We start from the raw sequence: 16693 nt of genomic DNA, 5'->3' as shown, positions 1-16693 counted from the left end.
GTCCGCGGACCGGCTTCGCCGGCTCGCCTCGCCAGAAGCAGGAGCGGCACCGCGGCCGACACGGACGCAAGACGCTGAGCCTATCGAAGCAACCGGCGTCTGCGGGCAGCCGGTGTGACCGCGCGCCGCCACGGTCTGAGTCCCCCCGGACGTGGTGGCACACTCTACGCTGAACGCACGCCGGGGGTCCCCGGGCCGGGCTGAGCGAGAAAGGGGCGCCCCGCTGAGCTTTAAGGCAACAGCAGCAACCGCACCGTCGGCCGCCGAGTTGGCCGGCGCGGTAACCGAGCAGTTGCGCTCCTACCTGCGCACCCGCCGTACCGACACCGCCTACATGGGCGACGACTACCAGGGCCTCATCACCGGCCTGGAGGAGTTCGTCCTCAGCGGCGGCAAGCGGCTCCGTCCGGCGTTCGCCTACTGGGGCTGGCGAGCCATCACGGGCCGCGACGCCGTCGACGGCGAGCTCCTGCTGTTCTCGGCTCTGGAACTGCTGCACGCCTGCGCGCTGGTGCATGACGACGTGATCGACGCCTCCGCAACCCGCCGGGGCAGCCCGACCACCCACCACAAGTTCGCCGATTTGCACCGCACCCGCGGATGGCGGGGCCCGGCCGAACAGTTCGGGATATCGGCCGCCATTCTGCTCGGTGACCTCGCGCTGGTCTGGGCCGACGACATCGTCGCCGGCGCCGACCTGCCGGCCGATGCGCAGCGCCGGGTGCGGCGGGTCTGGTCGGACATCCGCACCGAGGTGTTGGGCGGGCAGTACCTCGACATCGTCGCCGAGGCCAGCGGTGTCGAGTCGATCGCGTCGGCGATGGCGGTCAACACCTACAAAACCGCCTCCTACACGGTGGTGCGCCCGCTGCAACTGGGGGTCGCCGCCGCCGCCGACCGGCCCGACATCCAGACCCTCTTCCACGAGCTCGGCACCGACCTCGGCCTGGCTTTCCAGCTGCGCGACGACGTGCTGGGCGTGTTCGGCGATCCCGCGGTGACCGGCAAACCCTCCGGCGACGACCTGCGCTCGGGCAAGCGCACTGTGCTGGTCGCCGAAGCGCATGCGCTGGCCGATAAGTCGGATCCGGTGGCCGCCAAGCGGTTACGCGCATCACTTGGCACCGCGCTGACCGATGCGCAGGTCCGCGAACTGTGCGACGTGATCGAGACGGTGGGCGCACTGTCCGCCGTCGAGGACCGTATCGACGTGCTGACCCGCCGCGCCATGACCGCTTTGGCGGCCGCACCGATCGACGAGGTTGCCAAAGCCGGCCTGACCGACCTGGCCCGCCTGGTCGCCGACCGGTCCGCCTGACCGCCCATGTCTATCCCCAGCCCATCGACACGTCCGGCGGCTCCGACCCGCTCCCTGACCCGACTGCGCGAGTTCGCCACCAGCGAGCAGGCCGGAGCGGCGTGGCTCGGCTGCCTGGGCGCGATGCTGATCACGGTGGGCGGCCTGGGCGCCGGCAGCACCCGCATCCAGGATCCGGTGCTGGAGTCGGTGCACCTTTCCTGGCTGCGCTTCGGCCACGGCCTGGTGCTGTCAACGGCGCTGCTGTGGATCGGGGTCGCAGTAATGCTGGTGGCCTGGTTGGGTCTGGGCCGACGGGTGATCGAAGGCGCCGCAACCGAATACACGTTGATAGCCACCACCGGCTTCTGGCTGGCGCCGCTGCTGCTGTCGGTTCCGGTGTTCAGCCGCGACACCTACTCCTATCTGGCCCAGGGCGCCCTGCTGCGCGACGGTTTCGACCCGTACCAGGTCGGTCCGGTCGACAACCCCAACCCGCTGCTCGACGACGTCAGCCCGATCTGGTCGGCAACGACGGCGCCCTACGGACCGGCGTTCATCCTGGTCGCCAAGCTCGTGACGATGCTGGTGGGCAACAACGTGGTGGTCGGAACCATGGTGTTGCGCTTGTGCATGCTGCCCGGCCTGGCGCTGTTGATCTGGGCCGCCCCGCGGGTGGCCCACCGGGTCGGGGGCCGTGCTCCGGCGGCGTTGTTCCTGGCGGTGCTCAACCCGCTGGTGATCATCCACCTGATGGGTGGGGTCCACAACGAGATGCTGATGGTCGGCCTGGTGATCGCCGGGATCGCCTTGACGCTGGATCGCCACCCCCTGGCCGGGATCACGCTGGTAGCCCTGGCCGCGGCGGTAAAGGCGACCGCCGCAATCGCATTGCCGTTTCTGGTGTGGGTGTGGATGCGCCGACTGAGGGAACGACGCGGCTACCCGGCGGTCAACGCGTTCGCCGCAGCGGCCACCATCTCCGCGGTGATCGTCGTCGCCGTCTTCGCGGTGCTGTCAACGCTGGCCGGGGTGGGCCTGGGCTGGCTGACCGCACTGCTGGCCGGCAACGTCAAGATCATCAACTGGCTCACCGTGCCGACCGCGGCCGCCAACCTGATCCACGCCTTCGGTGGACTGTTCGCACCGGTCAACTTCTACGCGGCGCTGCATATCACCCGAATCAGCGGGATCGTGGTGATTGCTCTGCTGCTGCCGGTGATCTGGTGGCGCTCCCGTCGCGACGACCGCACGGCGGTGTCGGGAATCGCCTGGGCGATGCTCATCGTGGTGCTGTTCGTGCCGGCGGCACTGCCCTGGTACTACACCTGGCCATTGGCGGTGGCGGCCACCCTGGTCCGCTCACCGACCTCGATCGCCGCGATCGCCGCGGCCTCGACCTGGATCATGGTGATCTTCAAGCCCGACGGCTCGCACGGCATGTACTCCTGGCTGCATGTGATCGGTGCGACGGCCTGCGCGCTGTTCGCCTGGCACCGATTGTCCAAAGCTGTTGAGGCACCGGCGCCCCAAGCGGCCGCCTGAGGTCAGTAGGCCATGGCCTGCGCCCGGCGCATCACCTCACGGGCCTGGTGGGCGTGCAGGGCGTCGATCGGGCGGGCGTTGGCGACCGGCTCCCGCGTTCCGTCGCGGGTCAACGACAGCGACGGGTCCGGGGTGAACAACCACCGCACGGCCTCGGTCTGCTGATAGCCGCCGTCGTGCAGCACGGCCAGCAGCCCCGGCAGACTTTTCACGACGTCGCCGTCTTCGGTGAAGAACACCTGCGGGAACAGCAGCACACCGTCGCGCCGCACCGCGATGAGCTGCTGGTCGCGCAGGTACTGGAGCACCTTGGTGACCGGCACCGCCAGTAGTTCGGCGACCCGGGGCAGGTCGAATGTCGGTTCGTCGGGGTCAAGTACGTCTTCGGCGGCCGGAATGCTACTCACGACATGAGTTTAGAACCGCCGAGCCGGTCCCCGGTCCACATACCATGACCAGGTGAGCACAGCGTGGGGCCCGGACGCTCTTCAAGGCGCCCTGCTGGACGGTCGATACCGGGTCGGCACCCGCATCGCCACCGGTGGCACGTCCACGGTGTACCGCGGACTCGACGAGCGACTGGACCGCCCGGTCGCTTGCAAGGTGATGGATCTGCGCTATGCCGGCGATCAGCAGTTCCTGACCCGATTCCAGCTCGAGGCGCGGGCGGTCGCCCGCCTGAAGGACCCGGGTCTGGTGGCGGTCTACGACCAGGGTTTCGGCACGCCGCACGATGCCGGCCAGCCGTTTCTGGTGATGGAACTCGTCGAAGGTGGCACCCTGCGCGAACTGCTCAACGAACGCGGTCCGATGCCCCCGCATGCCGTCGCGGCGGTGCTCCGGCCGGTGCTGGGAGCGCTGGGGATCGCGCACCGTGCCGGCCTGGTGCACCGCGACGTCAAACCGGAGAACATCTTGATCTCCGACGACGGCGACGTGAAGGTGGTCGACTTCGGGCTGGTTCGTGCCATCGCGGCGGCGGGGATCACCTCGACCAATGTGATTCTGGGCACTGCGGCCTACCTGTCACCCGAGCAGGTCCGCGACGGGAACGCCGGTCCGGCCAGCGACGTGTACGGGGTCGGCGTACTCGCCTACGAGCTGCTGACCGGGCGCACGCCGTTCTCCGGTGACTCCGCATTGACGGTGGCCTATCAACGGCTGGATCACGACGTCCCGCCACCCAGCTCCGCGATCGACGGTGTCCCAAGAGAATTCGATGAACTGGTCGCGCGCGCCACCGCGCTGGACCCGGCCGACCGGTACGCCGACGGTCTCGAGATGGCCCGCGACGTGGATGCGATCGCCCAGCGGTTGGCGCTGCCGGCGTTTCGGGTACCCGCCCCGCGCAACTCCGCCCAGCACGTCTCGGCGCCACACCAGCGGGGCGGGGGGCACAACGCACCGCCGCAGCGCCCGACGCTGCACATGACCCGCGCGCCGCAGGATTGGGTGACCGACACCGATACCCAATATCAGCTTGTGACAGGGCAATTCGCCGGGATCGAGTTGAGTCAGTTCGTGCTGGAACGCCAGCACGCACGCCGGATGGTGGTGATCTGGCTGGCGGTGGTGTTCGCACTCACCGGGCTGGTTGCCGCGGTTGCATGGACGCTGGGCAACAGCGTCGGCGCGCTGCTGTAGTCGCTCAGCCGCGGAGCATCTCGGCGACCAGGAAGGACAACTCCAGGCTCTGCTGGGTGTTGAGCCTCGGGTCGCACGCCGTCTCGTAGCGGCCGCCCAGGTCCGCATCCGAAATGTCTTGGGCGCCACCGAGACATTCGGTGACATCCTCACCGGTGAACTCGAGGTGGATGCCGCCGGGATGGGTGCCCAGCGCACGATGCACCTCGAAGAACCCCTGCACCTCGTCGACGATCCGGTCGAAGTGCCGGGTCTTGTGGCCGGTGGAGGCCTCGTGGGTGTTGCCGTGCATCGGGTCACACTGCCAGATCACCTGGTGGCCGGTGGCCTGCACCTTCTCGATGATGCCCGGCAGCAGGTCGCGCACGTGGGAGTTGCCCATCCGGCTGACCAGCGTCAGCCTGCCGGGCACGTTGTTGGGGTCGAGCCGTTCGACGTATTCGACGGCCAGGTCCGGGGAGGTGGTCGGCCCGAGCTTGATACCGATCGGGTTGGCGATCACCTCGGCCAACCCGACGTGCGCGCCGTCGAGTTGGCGAGTCCGCTCCCCGATCCAGACGTAGTGCGCCGAGAGGTCGTAGAGCTGCGGTTCGCCTTCGATATCGGCCATCCGGAGCATGGCGCGCTCGTAGTCGAGCACCAGCGCCTCGTGGCTGGCGTAGATCTCCGCGGTCTGCAATTCCCGGTCGGCGACCCCGCAGGCGTTCATGAACTTCAGTCCGCGGTCGATCTCACCGGCCAGTGCCTCGTAGCGCGCGCCCGCCGGCGAGGTGCGGACGAACTCCCGGTTCCAGTCGTGCACCAGTTCCAGCGACGCCAGCCCGGACGAGGTCAATGCCCGCACCAGGTTCATCGCCGCGCTGGCGTTGGCGTAGGCCCGCACCAGCCGGGACGGGTCGTGTTGACGCACCGCGGCATCGGGCGCCAGGCCGTTGACCATGTCTCCGCGGTAGGACTTCAACCCCAATGCGTCGGTGTCGGCCGAGCGGGGTTTGGCGTACTGGCCGGCGATGCGGGCCACCTTGACCACCGGCATCGACGCCCCGTAGGTCAGCACCACCGCCATCTGCAGCAGGGTGCGGATGTTGCCCTTGATGTGCGGCTCGGTGTTGTCGGTGAAGGTCTCGGCGCAGTCGCCGCCCTGCAGCAGGAAGGCCTCCCCGCGGGCCACCTGGGCCAGCAGCGCCTTGAGCCGCACGATCTCGGATGCCACCGTGATCGGCGGGACGCTCTCCAACACCGTGCGCATCGCCTTGGCCTGGTCAGCGGGCCAGCTCGGCTGCTGAACGGCCGGCCGGGCCAGCGCCGCGTCGAGACGCTCGCGCAGTTCCGCAGGCAGCGGCGGCAGCGCCGGCAGCTGGTCGATCGGTACGTCAACGGTCCAGTTCACCCGACCATGGTAGCCGGGCGCCGACCTACGCTGATCAGGCCAGTTCGGTCTGGGTGATCACCTGGAACCGGCGCAACTGGTCGCGAGCGTCCACCAGTGCGTCGTGGCTGCCCGGCGACCGCGGTGGCAGGTGCGGCCGGCCCCGGTCCTCCCACAGTTGGCGCAGCTCGTGGGTGAAGCGCGGGATCGGCGCCGGCAGGTCGGGCATCGTGCCCCACAGCTGGCAGAACACCACGTGGTCATAGGCCGCGACCCAGGCCCACAACTCGATCGGCTCACCGCTGCCGACACCCAGGAACGCCTCGAGGTCGGCGCGGATCCGGCTGCGCGAGCGCCACGCCTGCGACGCCGGAGAGGGCAGCTTGGGCAGCACGTGGGCGCGGACCCACGGCCCCGCCCGGCCCGGGTCGAATTCGCTTGACACCGCGTAGAATTCCCGCCCATCTTCGGCGACCACGCCGATCGAGATCAGCTCGATGGTGCGGCCGTCCTCGATGAACTCGGTGTCGTAGAAGTACCTCACCGCCCTATCGTCTCCCGGGCCCGTCGGGTCGGTGTATTCGTGGTTGACCCGCCAACGGCACGGAGAAAGGCCTGGTCGGCGCCGACGCGTCGGCGACTGCGCGGTTGGGGGCCGGCCGAGCGGGCGCTCGTCCGGCGGGCGCCGGCCTGGCGGGTGGTCTGCCGATGGGTACCTGCCGTCGGGGGACCATGAACTGCACCGTGGGCGCCGAGGCCGCCCGCACCTCACGGTCGAGTTCGGCGTCCACGACCCGATCGTCGGGCACCTGGGGCCGGCCCGCGATGGCGTCCTGCAGCCAGAGCTTGGCCTGCACCACCGGGCGCCGCAGCCGACGTTCCCGCTCCAGCGCCCGGCGCATCCGCTCGTGGTCGGGCAGGTAGCGCCAGCGGGCCCAGGGCGCGTGCGGCCGGGACAGCCGGATCGCGCCGATCACCAGCAGCGGAAAGAAGAACATCCCGATCAGCCCGGTCCACACCTTGCCCTTCAACAGCACCGCCACGCCCAGCGGCAGCGCCATCACCAGCCCGGCGATCACGCCGATGTGGATCACCGGCGAGGAGGTGTCGTGCCACACCGACAGCAGAAACGTCAGGGGGTGAAAGCCCAGCAGCAGCAGGCCGGCCACGGCGGTGGCCGCGAACACCGCATCCACCGAGGCACGTCCGTCCTCTTCCCAATACACGTCGGACAGGTGCAGGATCAGCGCGTACTCGTCGAGCACCAACGCCGCCCCTACCCCGAACGTGGTCGCGGCCAGGCTGAACGCCGGCTCGTGCCCGTTGGCGCCCGCCGCCACCAGGGTCACCCCGGCGACCATCACCAGGACGACCCCGAAGACCACGTGGTGAATGTGCTTCGACCCGATGTGCACATTGCGCGGCTGCCACCAGCGGGGCTCGCCCACGCGGCCGGCGTTACCGCGGATGTAGCGGGCCACGGAGCGGGTCACCACAAACGTCACCAGGAACGCGAGCAGGCAGCACAACAGCGGCAGTCTGCCGCGATCGATGATGTCGTCGCGGAACCATTCGAGCACCTAAGAGAACGTACGCCCTCACGGCACACCACGCCCGGATCACCGCCGGCATAGCCCGGTAAAACCTGGCCACCCGATAGGCTGTGTTGCGACATGACTACATCGCGGCCGCCCGACCCGGGCCGTCGGCACGGGGGCGGCGCCGTTTGGTGGATCTTCGCCCTGCTGACGATCGGGACCCTGGGCTACACGACGTGGCGGGCGCTCGGCAGCACGCCGTACCACATCGACGTCGACGTCTACCGGATGGCCGCGCAGGCGTGGCGTGACGGGCAGCCGCTCTACGGGGACGACTGGTTTGCCACCCAGATCGACGGAACGGTGCTCCCGTTCACCTATCCCCCGATCGCCGCGGTGTTGTTCGCCCCGCTCACCTGGGTGTCGCTGGGTTCCGGCACTGCAGCGTTGACGATCCTCTCGACGCTGCTGCTGGTGGTGTCGATCACCATCGTGCTCACCGGTCTGGGTGTCGAGGTCGCCCGCGGGAGCGGCCCGGCGTGGTGGCGGCGGGGTGTCGTGGCAGCGGCGATCGTCGCGGCGGCCATCTGGTTCGGCGCCGAACCGATCTGGGCCAACTTCGACTTCGGTCAGGTCAATGCCGTGCTGATGACGTTGGTGATCGCCGACTGCGTGCCGCGCCGCACCTACTGGCCGCGTGGCGCGCTACTGGGGGTCGCGGTGGCGCTGAAGCTGACGCCGGCCGTGTTCCTGCTGTATTTCCTGCTGCGCCGCGACGGGCGCGCCGCGGCGACCACCGTCGCGGCGTTTCTGGCGGCGACCCTGGCGGGCGTCGCGATGGCCTGGAGCGACTCCTGGCAGTACTGGACCCACACGGTCCGCAACACCGACCGCATCGGCGGCGCAACGCTGAACACCAACCAGAACCTGGCCGGCGCGCTGGCCCGGCTGCCGCTGAGCGAACATCAGCGCTCCGCGCTGTGGGTGCTGGGATGCCTACTGGTACTGGCGCTGACGGTCTGGGCGGCCCGCCGGGTACTGAGCGCACACTTCACCGGAGGGCCGATCCTGGCGCTCATCTGCGTGGCACTGTTCGGGTTGGTGGTGTCGCCGGTGTCGTGGTCCCACCATTGGGTGTGGATGCTGCCGACCGCGGTGGTGACCGGCGTACTGGCGTACCGGCACCGGGCGATCACGCTGGGCGTACTCAGCGCGCTGGGGGTGGCGCTGATGATGCGCAGTCCGATCGAGCTGCTGCCCGAGCATCACGAGGCGGGCGCGGCGTGGTGGCGCCAATTGGCCGGGACGTCGTATGTGTGGTGGGCACTGGCGGTGATCGTCACGGCCGGTGCGACTCTGAATCCGGGCCGTTGGACGAACCCGGATCAGCCTGCGGCGGTCTCCGGAAACCTGGCGACCGGCTGAGCCGTTGCCCCATCTTGTTGGGGGGCACCGTTTTTGAGGTTGGCCGCGTAGATGTCGACGTACTCCTGGCCGGACAGCCGCATCAACTCGTAGATCACCTCGTCGGTGACGGCCCGCTCGATGAAGCGGTTGTCGGCCATCCCTTCGAAGCGGGAGAATTCCATCGGCTTGCCGAACCGGACGGTGACCCGGCCGAACCGCAGCATCTTGGTGCCCGGCGGGTTCACGATGTCTGTTCCACCCATGACGACCGGGATCACCGGGACACCGGTGCGCAGCGTCATTCGGGCCAGGCCGGTCTTGCCCTTGTAGAGCCGGCCGTCGGGCGAGCGGGTGCCCTCCGGGTAGATACCGAGCACTTTGCCGTCCGACAGCAACCGCTCCGCGGTGGTCAGCGCGGCCTGCGCGGCGTCGGAGTCGGCGCGGTCGATGGGAACCTGCCCCACGGCGGTGTAGAACCAGCGGGTGAACCAGCCCTTGATCCCGGTGCCGGTGAAATACTCCGACTTGGCCAGGAAGGTGACCCGGCGCCGCACCACCAGACACAGGTAGAAGCTGTCCATCACCGCCAGGTGATTACTGGCCAAGATCACCGCACCGTCGTCGGGGATGTTCTCCATACCCTCGACTTTCGGACGGCCGAGCAGGGCCAGCACGGGCCCCAGGAGTACGTACTTGAACAGCCAGAACCACATGGCGCCTCCCTCCTGCCCCGAACACCCCGCCGTGTTCGCGCCAACATTACCGACCCGCCGTGGCTACGGCCACACGGTGATTCGTCACACCGGAGATTCCGCGGAATTCCTCAGTTTTCAGTGTTCGATGGTGACCGGAATGTGCTGGTAGCCCGACCCGGCCGGCGCGCCCCCATCTCCGCCGGGGGGCGGTCCGTCGGGCGGAGCCGGCGCCTCGCCGGTCTCACCGACCACCGTGCGGATCACCTCGAACAACGCGACGCTGTGCTCGGCGACGACGGTGAGCAACGGATGCTCCTCCCCGGTCACCAATGCCGCCAGCGCACACACCGGGCACCACACCTGCTGACACTTGCCCGGACCGTCACCGGACGCCGCCAGCATCGCCGCCGCCCGCACCGCCGGGTCGAGGCGGTCCAGGATCGCCTGGGCGAGCTTGCGCAACTCAGGTCCCAGCTCACCCAGATCGGGGTGCGCGCCAGCACTCAACGTCGCACCTCCTCGTCACTACTCACTCGTCACTGCTCACCGGCCACACCGCCGGATCCGGCCGGAAGCGCACCGTCAATTCGCTGCCGCGCAGCGTCGCATCCAAAACCGTGCATCGCCGCAACACCGACGCCAGCCGGACCCGGCGCCTGGTGCCACCGGCACCGATGATCAAGTCGTCGCCGGACCGCCCCAGACTGAGTGCAGCGGAATCGACCTGGGGCAACTCTAGCCGCAATCGGTACACCGCCCCCAGTCCGGAACCCGACTCCCGGTCCACCACCGGCCGCACCGGTCCCGGCGGCGCCGACCCGTCTCGGCGGCGGCTGCCCTCGAGCAGTTCGCCCAGCGCCTTGGGGCCGATCGGCTCCCCCGCCAGGTGCGGGACCAGCACCATCGCCACATCACCGATGGCGCGGTCCAAGTCCTCGAGGACGCCGCGCTGTTCGCGGATCCGCTCGGCGTACCAGTCGAACGCCGGATGAGCGGGCAGATTGGTGTAGACGTACGAATCATCCTGCAACAAAATCTGATTGACGATCAGCTCGTCGACGCGCACACCCGTCAGGGCCAGCGTCCCCAGGGTCCGGACCGCTTCGGCGGCCACCACGCGCTCGGCGGTCAGCACCAGGTGCGCCCCGACCAGCGTCTCATCGGTCAGCAGGACGGCAAGTCGCTCGGCGGCGTCGCTGATCCGCTCGATCAACTCGACCAATGCGGCCGATCTGTCCTCGGTCCCGCTGAGCCTGCGATGTCGCGGCCAGGACCGCTCGGCATACAGCGCCACCGTGGCGGGCAGCGTCAGCATCCGCATCGCATCGGCGGTGGACGCGCAGTCGACGACGACCCGGTCCCACCGACCGCTGCCGGCCAACTCGCCGACCTCGTGCAGACCGAGCACTTCCTGGACACCGGGAAGCGCCGAAAGTTCTTCGGGGGCAACGCTGCCCAGCTCAGACTCGGGGAATCGCCCGGCCAGCACATCGACCACCTCGGCCCAGCGCGCCTCGAGCAGCGCGAGCGTGTCCAGTGCCAGCACGTCGAGCCTGCCTGGACCGGCGTCGTCGAGCACCACCGCAACGGGATCACGGCCACCGCCGGGCGTCACCGCCACGCCGAGCACGTCACCGACCGAGTGCGCCTGGTCGGTGGAGATCAGCAGCACCCGGTCACCGGCGCGCGCTTCCGCGACGGCGGTCGCCGCCGCCAGCGTGGACTTACCTACGCCGCCCTTGCCGACGAACAGACGAATCGGCGCCGCAGCGGGCTGTCGCGACTCACTCAGCCTCGACTCGTTTCTTCAGGTCCTTCAACGCGGTGTCGGTGATCCTGCGTTCCGCCTTGCGTTTGAGCAGCCCGATCATCGGCATCATCAGGTCGACCGACAGCTCATAGGTGACGTCGGTGCCGGATCCCTTGGGTGTCAGCCGGTATTCACCGTGCAGAGCCTTCAGCAGCGAGCCGGACACCAGCGACCAGCGCACCGAGCGGCGGTCGGCCGGCCAGTCGTAGGAGAACACCATGGTGTCCTTGAGGACAGCGGCATCCAGCACCAACCGAGCCACCTTCGGGTACCCGTCGGAATCGGTTTCGAGCACTTCGGCCTCGGTGTACTCCGAGACCCAATCGGGGTAGGCGCCGATGTCGGCGATCACCTTCATCACCGTGCTCGGATCCGCCGCGATAAATATGGTCTGAGCTGTCTTGTCCGCCACGTGGTTACTTCCCTAACTCGTTCGCGCCTGCCACCGGCCCTCGGCAGAGACGGTACCTCGCCGCGCCGGGCATCCGCCCGTTCAGCCCGTTCAGCTCACGGCGACCGGCGCGACACCCACCGGACGGGCTCGCTCGAGACGTGCTTTCACCTCGAAGGCCATCCGCTTGCCGGCCACCCGGCGGCGGTGGATCAATTTCGGTAGGTCCATCCGGGCCAGCTGGCGGCCGGTCACCCCGGTGGGTTCCGCGTGCAGGAAATAGTGCAGCAACACCCCGTCGAGCATCGGATCCAGCCAGATCTCCATCGTTCCGGTCAGCGGCCCGCTCACCGTCCATCGGACGCCCTTGTCGGCACGGTCCTCCACCACTTCGAGCTGCAGGTCCGGCCACCACCGCCGCCAGCTCGACCGGTCGGCGACGACGGCACCGACCTGCGCGCCGGGTGCGGCGATGAACGTCTGGTCGGCAACCTGGATACTGTTCATCACCTCAGCTTCACATATGACGCCCCCGACGCGGAACGCCCGGGTGCGCCGATGCCCCCGGCTGCCCCGGCAGTGAACACCGTCACACCCGCCGGGGGGTGCCTACTAGGCTGGGCGGACAGACACCCAGGCTGCCAAGAGAGGTCATCGCATGCGTGAGTTCAGTGTTCCGGCGTCTTTCACCGTCGAGGAGCACGACAATGTCGCCGCAGTCGTCTTCGAGCACGAGCGCGACAATCCCGACGATGTCATCTACCAGCGCCTCATCGACGGGGCGTGGACCGACGTCAGCTGCGCCACGGCGGCCGCGCAGATCCGGTCGGCCGCACTGGGGCTGATCGCGCAGGGCGTGGCGGCCGGCGACCGGGTGGTGATTTTCTCGGCGACCCGCTACGAGTGGGCCATCCTGGACTTCGCGATCCTGTCCGTCGGCGCGGTCACCGTGCCGATCTATGAGACGTCGTCGGCCGAGCAGGTGCGCTGGGTCATGGAGGACTCCAGCGCGGTGCTGGCCTTCCCCGAAACCGACGCCCACGCCCAGATGGTCAATGAGATCGCCGGTGACCTGCCCGCGCTGCGACGGGTGCTGACCATCGACGGGTCGGGCGCCAAGGCGCTCGACGAGCTCGCCGAGGCCGGCGCCGGCGAAGACCCCGCCCAGATCACCGCGCGCCTGGCCGCGCTGAAGGTCACCGACCCGGCGACCCTGATCTACACCTCGGGTACCACCGGGCGCCCCAAGGGCTGCGAGCTCACCCACTCCAACCTGATCTACGAAGTGCGCGGCACCAAAGCAGCGCTGCCGACCCTGCTGAGCCCCGGCCAGCGCCTGCTCGTCTTCCTGCCGCTGGCCCACGTGCTGGCCCGCGGCCTGACCCTGGCGGCCTTCACCAACCGGGTCACCGTCGGATTCACCAGCGACATCAAGAATCTGGTGCCGATGTTCTCGGTGTTCAAGCCGACCGTGGTGGTGTCGGTGCCGCGGGTGTTCGAGAAGGTCTACAACACCGCGGCCCAAAACGCCGCCAGCGATGGCAAGGGCCGGATCTTCGAGATGGCAGCCCAGACCGCGGTGGACTGGAGCGAGGCCGTCGATCGCGGCGGCCCCGGACTGCTGCTGCGCGCCAAGCACGCGCTCTTCGACAAACTCGTCTATCACAAGCTGCGCGCAGCGCTGGGCGGCGACTGCCGCGCGTCGGTGTCCGGCGGTGCGCCGCTGGGCGAACGGCTGGGCCACTTCTACCGGGGTGTCGGCCTGTGCATCTACGAGGGCTACGGCCTGACCGAGACCACCGCCGCCGTCACGGTCAACCCGGTGGGTGCCATGAAGGTCGGGACCGTCGGAAAACTGGTGCCCGGCAACAGCATGCGCATCGCCGAGGACGGTGAGCTGCTGGTTCGCGGCGGTGTGGTGTTCGGCGGCTACTGGCGCAACGAGCAGGCCACCGCCGAGGCGTTCTCCGACGGCTGGTTCAAGACCGGCGACCTGGCCGACATCGATGCCGACGGCTACCTGAAGATCACCGGTCGCAAGAAGGAGATCATCGTCACCGCCGGCGGCAAGAACGTCGCTCCCGCGGTGCTCGAGGACCAGTTGCGCGCCCACCCGCTGATCAGCCAGGCGATGGTCGTCGGCGACGCCAAGCCGTTCATCGGGGCGCTGATCACCATCGACCCGGAAGCCATCGAGGGCTGGAAGCAGCGCAACAGCAAAGCCAGCAGCGCCACCACCGCGGACCTGGTGACCGACCCGGACCTGCTGGCCGAGGTGGACGCCGCGGTCAAGCAGGCCAACCTCGCGGTGTCGCACGCCGAGTCGATCCGCAAGTTCGCGATCCTGCCCGTCGACTTCACCGAGGCCACCGGTGAGCTGACCCCGACGATGAAGGTCAAGCGCAAGGTGGTCGCCGAGAAGTTCGCCGACTCGATCGAGGCGATCTACACCAAGGGCTGACCCCTCTCAGGCCTGCAGCAGCTCGGCCATGCGTCCGGCCAGCGTCTCCCAAGACCAGTGACCCGTCACCCAGTCGCGCCCCGCGGCGCCCATCGCGGCGGCACGGTCGCGATCGGCGAGCAATCCGCTGACGGCGTCACCGATCGCCTCGACGGACCGGCCGTCGACCACCCGCCCGGTCCGGTTGTCCAGCACGGTTTCCGGTGCCCCACCCGAGCGACCGGCGACCACCGGGATACCCGCCGCCGACGCCTCCAGGAACACGATGCCCAGCCCCTCGACGTCAAGCCCGGCACCGCGGGTCCGGCACGGCATCGCGAAGACGTCGCCGAGCAGGTAGTAGGCGGGCAGCTCGGCGGCCGGCACGCCGCCGGTGAACGTCACCGCATCGGCCACCTCGCACTCGACGGCCAGCTTGTGCAGGGTCTCGGCGTAGGGGCCGCCGCCCACGATCACCAGCGCGGCCCCCTCGACCCGGCGCCGAATCGTGGGTAACGCCCTGATCAGCATGTCCTGGCCTTTGCGCGGCACCAGCCGCGAAACGCACACCACCGTCGGCCGCCCGCCCAGCCCGTACCGGACGCGCATTTCGGCCCGGGCGCCGGGGTCGGGGCGGAACCGGTCGGTGTCCACCCCCGGCGGCAGGTGCTCCAGCGCGGCGCCGGGGCCGAATGCCGATGCGAACCGGCCGCGGGTGTAGTGGCTGACGAAGGTGACCGTGTCGCAGGATTCGCCGATCCGGCGCAGCACCGAGCGGGCCACCGGCAGCATCGACCACCCGACCTCGTGCCCGTGTGTGCTGGCCAGCACCCGGGTGGCGCCGGCGGTGCGCGCCCGCTGCGCCAGCAACGCCAGCGGGGCGGCCGCGCCGAACCACACGGTCTCGATGGCCTGTTCGGCGATGAGCCGGCGCATCCGGGTGTCGACGGCCGGGCCCGGCAACATCAGCGTGCCCGGGTGGCGAACCACCTGATAGCCGTCGGATTCTGCCGCCTCGTCGAAGGCGTCGGCGCCCTTCCACTGCGGCGCGTACACGGTCACGTCATGGCGTCCAGAACCGGCGATGCGGCGCACCAGCTCTTCCAGGTAGCACTGGATGCCGCCGGGACGCGGCGGAAAATCATTGGTCACCAGCAGGACCCGACTCACCCGTGGGATGCTAACGGCCGATGACGACTGGCGCCGAATTCTGTGCCGGCGACAAGGGGGGTCGAAGGGGTGCAGCCGTGAGCAACCGCACGATTGATGCTCAGATCACCCCGCGATCCCGGGTGGCGGCCTGGGCGCTGTGGGACTGCGGCGCGACAGGCGTCAACGCCGTCGTCGGCACCTTCGTCTTCTCCGTCTACCTCACCGGGCAGGTCGGTGCGGGGCTGCCCGGCTCCACGACACCCGCGAGCTGGCTGGGCAGGGCGCTGACGATCGCAGGACTGCTCGTCGCGCTGTTGGCGCCGGCCACCGGTGTCCTGGTCAACGCGCCGCAACGTCGACGTGCCGCACTCTCGGTGTTCACCGGCCTGGTCGTCGTAATGACCGCGGCGATGAGCCTCATCAAGACCGACTACCGCTACCTGGGGCCCGGTCTGATCCTCCTGGCGTGCACCGCGGCCTGCAGCGACCTGGCGACGGTGCCCTACAACGCCGTGCTGGGCCAGATCTCCACACCGCGGAACATGGGACGGATCTCGGGAATCGGTTCGGCCTCAGGGTTTTTCGGCAGTGTGCTGTTGCTCCTGATTCTGTATGTCGGGTTCATCGCCGGTGATGGCGAGACCCGGGGCATCTTCGGCCTGGCGGCAACCGACGGCCAGTACATCCGGGTGGCGATGCTGGTGGCCGCCGCATGGCTGGTCGTGTTCGCCTGCCCGCTGCTTTTCCTGACGCGCACCCCGCCGACCACCGAGCCGCTGCCGACGGTCGGCCTCGGCGGCGCCTACCGCGCACTGTGGCAGGAAATAAAGTCCGAGTGGCGACGCGATCACAACGTCGTCTACTACCTTGCGGCCAGCGCGGTCTTTCGAGACGGACTGACCGGGATCTTCGCGTTCGGCGCCGTGCTCGGTGTCAGCGTGTACGGGATATCGCAGGCCGACGTGCTCATCTTCGGTGTGTGCGTCAGCATCGTCGCGGCGGTCGGCGCGGTGGCGGGTGGTCTGCTCGCCGACCGCGTCGGCGCCAAACACGTCATCACCGCCTCGCTCGCCGCCATGGTCGCGGTCGGGCTGGCCCTGCTGAGCGCCTCCGGGCCGGTGGCGTTCTGGATCTGCGGGCTGCTGCTGTGCCTGTTCATCGGGCCGATCCTGGCGTCCGCCAGAGCACTGATGCTGCGCATGTCGGCACCGGGCAAGGAAGGGGTGGCCTTCGGCCTCTACACCACCGCCGGACGCACCGCGTCATTCCTGGCGCCGTGGATGTTCTTCACCTTTGTCGATCTGTTCGGCGCCGACCGGGCCGGGATGGGCGGGCTGTGTGTGGTCCTGGCGGCAGGTCTGATCGCCATGCTCGCCGTTCGGGTACCCCGCGAAGCGAGCTAGCC

16 protein-coding genes are annotated in these 16693 nt (G+C 69.2%); 6 read left to right on the top strand and 10 right to left on the bottom strand.

Annotation, left to right across the window (positions count from 1 at the left end):
* The first annotated feature begins 268 nt into the window (after positions 1–268).
* The gene (gene idsA2 / locus ACZYY4_RS05090; protein ID WP_463808357.1) at positions 269–1318 is read left to right on the top strand and encodes a bifunctional (2E,6E)-farnesyl/geranyl diphosphate synthase; all 1050 of its coding nucleotides are present in this window, start codon (positions 269–271) and stop codon (positions 1316–1318) included.
* 6 nt (positions 1319–1324) lie between these two features.
* Positions 1325–2842 (top strand): alpha-(1->6)-mannopyranosyltransferase A, encoded by a 1518-nt coding sequence (locus ACZYY4_RS05085; RefSeq protein ID WP_463808356.1) that lies wholly within the window; start codon positions 1325–1327, stop codon positions 2840–2842.
* Positions 2843–2844: 2 nt separating this feature from the next.
* Here ACZYY4_RS05085 and ACZYY4_RS05080 read toward each other — a convergent pair whose 3' ends face one another.
* Entirely contained in the window at positions 2845–3249 is a 405-nt protein-coding gene (locus tag ACZYY4_RS05080; protein WP_463808355.1) for an Rv2175c family DNA-binding protein, read from the bottom strand.
* A gap of 52 nt (positions 3250–3301) precedes the next feature.
* Here ACZYY4_RS05080 and ACZYY4_RS05075 point away from each other — a divergent pair, with 52 nt between their 5' ends.
* Positions 3302–4486, top strand: a complete 1185-nt coding sequence (locus tag ACZYY4_RS05075) for a protein kinase domain-containing protein (protein ID WP_463808354.1) — start codon at positions 3302–3304, stop codon at positions 4484–4486.
* Positions 4487–4490: 4 nt separating this feature from the next.
* On the opposite strand, the gene ACZYY4_RS05070 is transcribed toward ACZYY4_RS05075, so the two are convergent.
* Genes ACZYY4_RS05070 through ACZYY4_RS05060 form a run of 3 tightly spaced genes read right to left on the bottom strand, consistent with a single transcriptional unit; the run spans position 4491 to position 7435 of the window.
* Entirely contained in the window at positions 4491–5876 is a 1386-nt protein-coding gene (locus ACZYY4_RS05070) for a class II 3-deoxy-7-phosphoheptulonate synthase (protein ID WP_463808353.1), read from the bottom strand.
* Between the two features lie 34 nt (positions 5877–5910).
* Positions 5911–6399, bottom strand: a complete 489-nt coding sequence (locus tag ACZYY4_RS05065) for a polyadenylate-specific 3'-exoribonuclease AS (RefSeq protein ID WP_463808352.1) — start codon at positions 6397–6399, stop codon at positions 5911–5913.
* Between the two features lie 4 nt (positions 6400–6403).
* A complete protein-coding gene (locus ACZYY4_RS05060) occupies positions 6404–7435 on the bottom strand; it encodes a hypothetical protein (protein ID WP_463808351.1) in 1032 nt (343 codons plus the stop codon).
* A gap of 93 nt (positions 7436–7528) precedes the next feature.
* Here ACZYY4_RS05060 and ACZYY4_RS05055 point away from each other — a divergent pair, with 93 nt between their 5' ends.
* Positions 7529–8818: a glycosyltransferase 87 family protein gene (locus ACZYY4_RS05055; protein ID WP_463808350.1), complete on the top strand. Its 1290-nt coding sequence runs from the start codon at positions 7529–7531 to the stop codon at positions 8816–8818.
* Here the strand turns inward: ACZYY4_RS05055 and ACZYY4_RS05050 are convergent.
* The 5 genes from ACZYY4_RS05050 to ACZYY4_RS05030 all read right to left on the bottom strand — a co-directional run bounded on the left by ACZYY4_RS05050 (position 8779) and on the right by ACZYY4_RS05030 (position 12203).
* Positions 8779–9513, bottom strand: coding sequence for a lysophospholipid acyltransferase family protein (locus tag ACZYY4_RS05050; RefSeq protein ID WP_463808349.1), 735 nt, complete (start codon positions 9511–9513; stop codon positions 8779–8781). The genes ACZYY4_RS05055 and ACZYY4_RS05050 overlap by 40 nt on opposite strands.
* Positions 9514–9630: 117 nt before the next feature.
* Entirely contained in the window at positions 9631–10002 is a 372-nt protein-coding gene (locus ACZYY4_RS05045) for a hypothetical protein (RefSeq protein WP_463808348.1), read from the bottom strand.
* Between the two features lie 22 nt (positions 10003–10024).
* Positions 10025–11287 carry an ArsA family ATPase gene (locus ACZYY4_RS05040; protein ID WP_463808452.1) on the bottom strand — a complete coding sequence of 421 codons (1263 nt, stop codon included), beginning with the start codon at positions 11285–11287 and terminating at the stop codon, positions 10025–10027.
* Entirely contained in the window at positions 11280–11717 is a 438-nt protein-coding gene (locus ACZYY4_RS05035; RefSeq protein WP_463808347.1) for an SRPBCC family protein, read from the bottom strand. The genes ACZYY4_RS05040 and ACZYY4_RS05035 overlap by 8 nt, the downstream gene beginning before the upstream one ends.
* A 90-nt stretch (positions 11718–11807) precedes the next feature.
* A complete protein-coding gene (locus ACZYY4_RS05030; RefSeq protein WP_463808346.1) occupies positions 11808–12203 on the bottom strand; it encodes an SRPBCC family protein in 396 nt (131 codons plus the stop codon).
* 151 nt (positions 12204–12354) lie between these two features.
* Between ACZYY4_RS05030 and ACZYY4_RS05025 the strand changes: the two genes are divergently transcribed.
* Positions 12355–14157, top strand: coding sequence for an AMP-dependent synthetase/ligase (locus tag ACZYY4_RS05025; RefSeq protein ID WP_463808345.1), 1803 nt, complete (start codon positions 12355–12357; stop codon positions 14155–14157).
* A 6-nt stretch (positions 14158–14163) separates the two neighbouring features.
* Here the strand turns inward: ACZYY4_RS05025 and ACZYY4_RS05020 are convergent, their stop codons facing one another.
* On the bottom strand, positions 14164–15306 hold the full coding sequence (locus ACZYY4_RS05020; protein ID WP_463808344.1) for a glycosyltransferase family 4 protein: 1143 nt from the start codon (positions 15304–15306) through the stop codon (positions 14164–14166).
* Positions 15307–15383: 77 nt separating this feature from the next.
* Between ACZYY4_RS05020 and ACZYY4_RS05015 the strand changes: the two genes are divergently transcribed.
* Complete coding sequence (locus ACZYY4_RS05015; RefSeq protein WP_463808343.1) at positions 15384–16691, top strand: MFS transporter; 1308 nt, start codon at positions 15384–15386, stop codon at positions 16689–16691.
* The last annotated feature ends 2 nt before the right edge of the window (positions 16692–16693 follow it).

It is taken from the genome of Mycobacterium sp. IDUB_21 (assembly GCF_055419425.1).
This window is presented reverse-complemented; position numbering and strand designations above follow the sequence as displayed.

Bases quoted from the DNA above. Each gene is read 5' to 3' on its own strand.
- ACZYY4_RS05050 (WP_463808349.1), bottom strand. From the start codon at position 9,513: ATGTGGTTCTGGCTGTTCAAGTACGTACTCCTGGGGCCCGTGCTGGCC.
- ACZYY4_RS05030 (WP_463808346.1), bottom strand. From the start codon at position 12,203: ATGAACAGTATCCAGGTTGCCGACCAGACGTTCATCGCCGCACCCGGC.
- ACZYY4_RS05085 (WP_463808356.1), top strand. From the start codon at position 1,325: ATGTCTATCCCCAGCCCATCGACACGTCCGGCGGCTCCGACCCGCTCC.
- ACZYY4_RS05025 (WP_463808345.1), top strand. From the start codon at position 12,355: ATGCGTGAGTTCAGTGTTCCGGCGTCTTTCACCGTCGAGGAGCACGAC.
- ACZYY4_RS05055 (WP_463808350.1), top strand. From the start codon at position 7,529: ATGACTACATCGCGGCCGCCCGACCCGGGCCGTCGGCACGGGGGCGGC.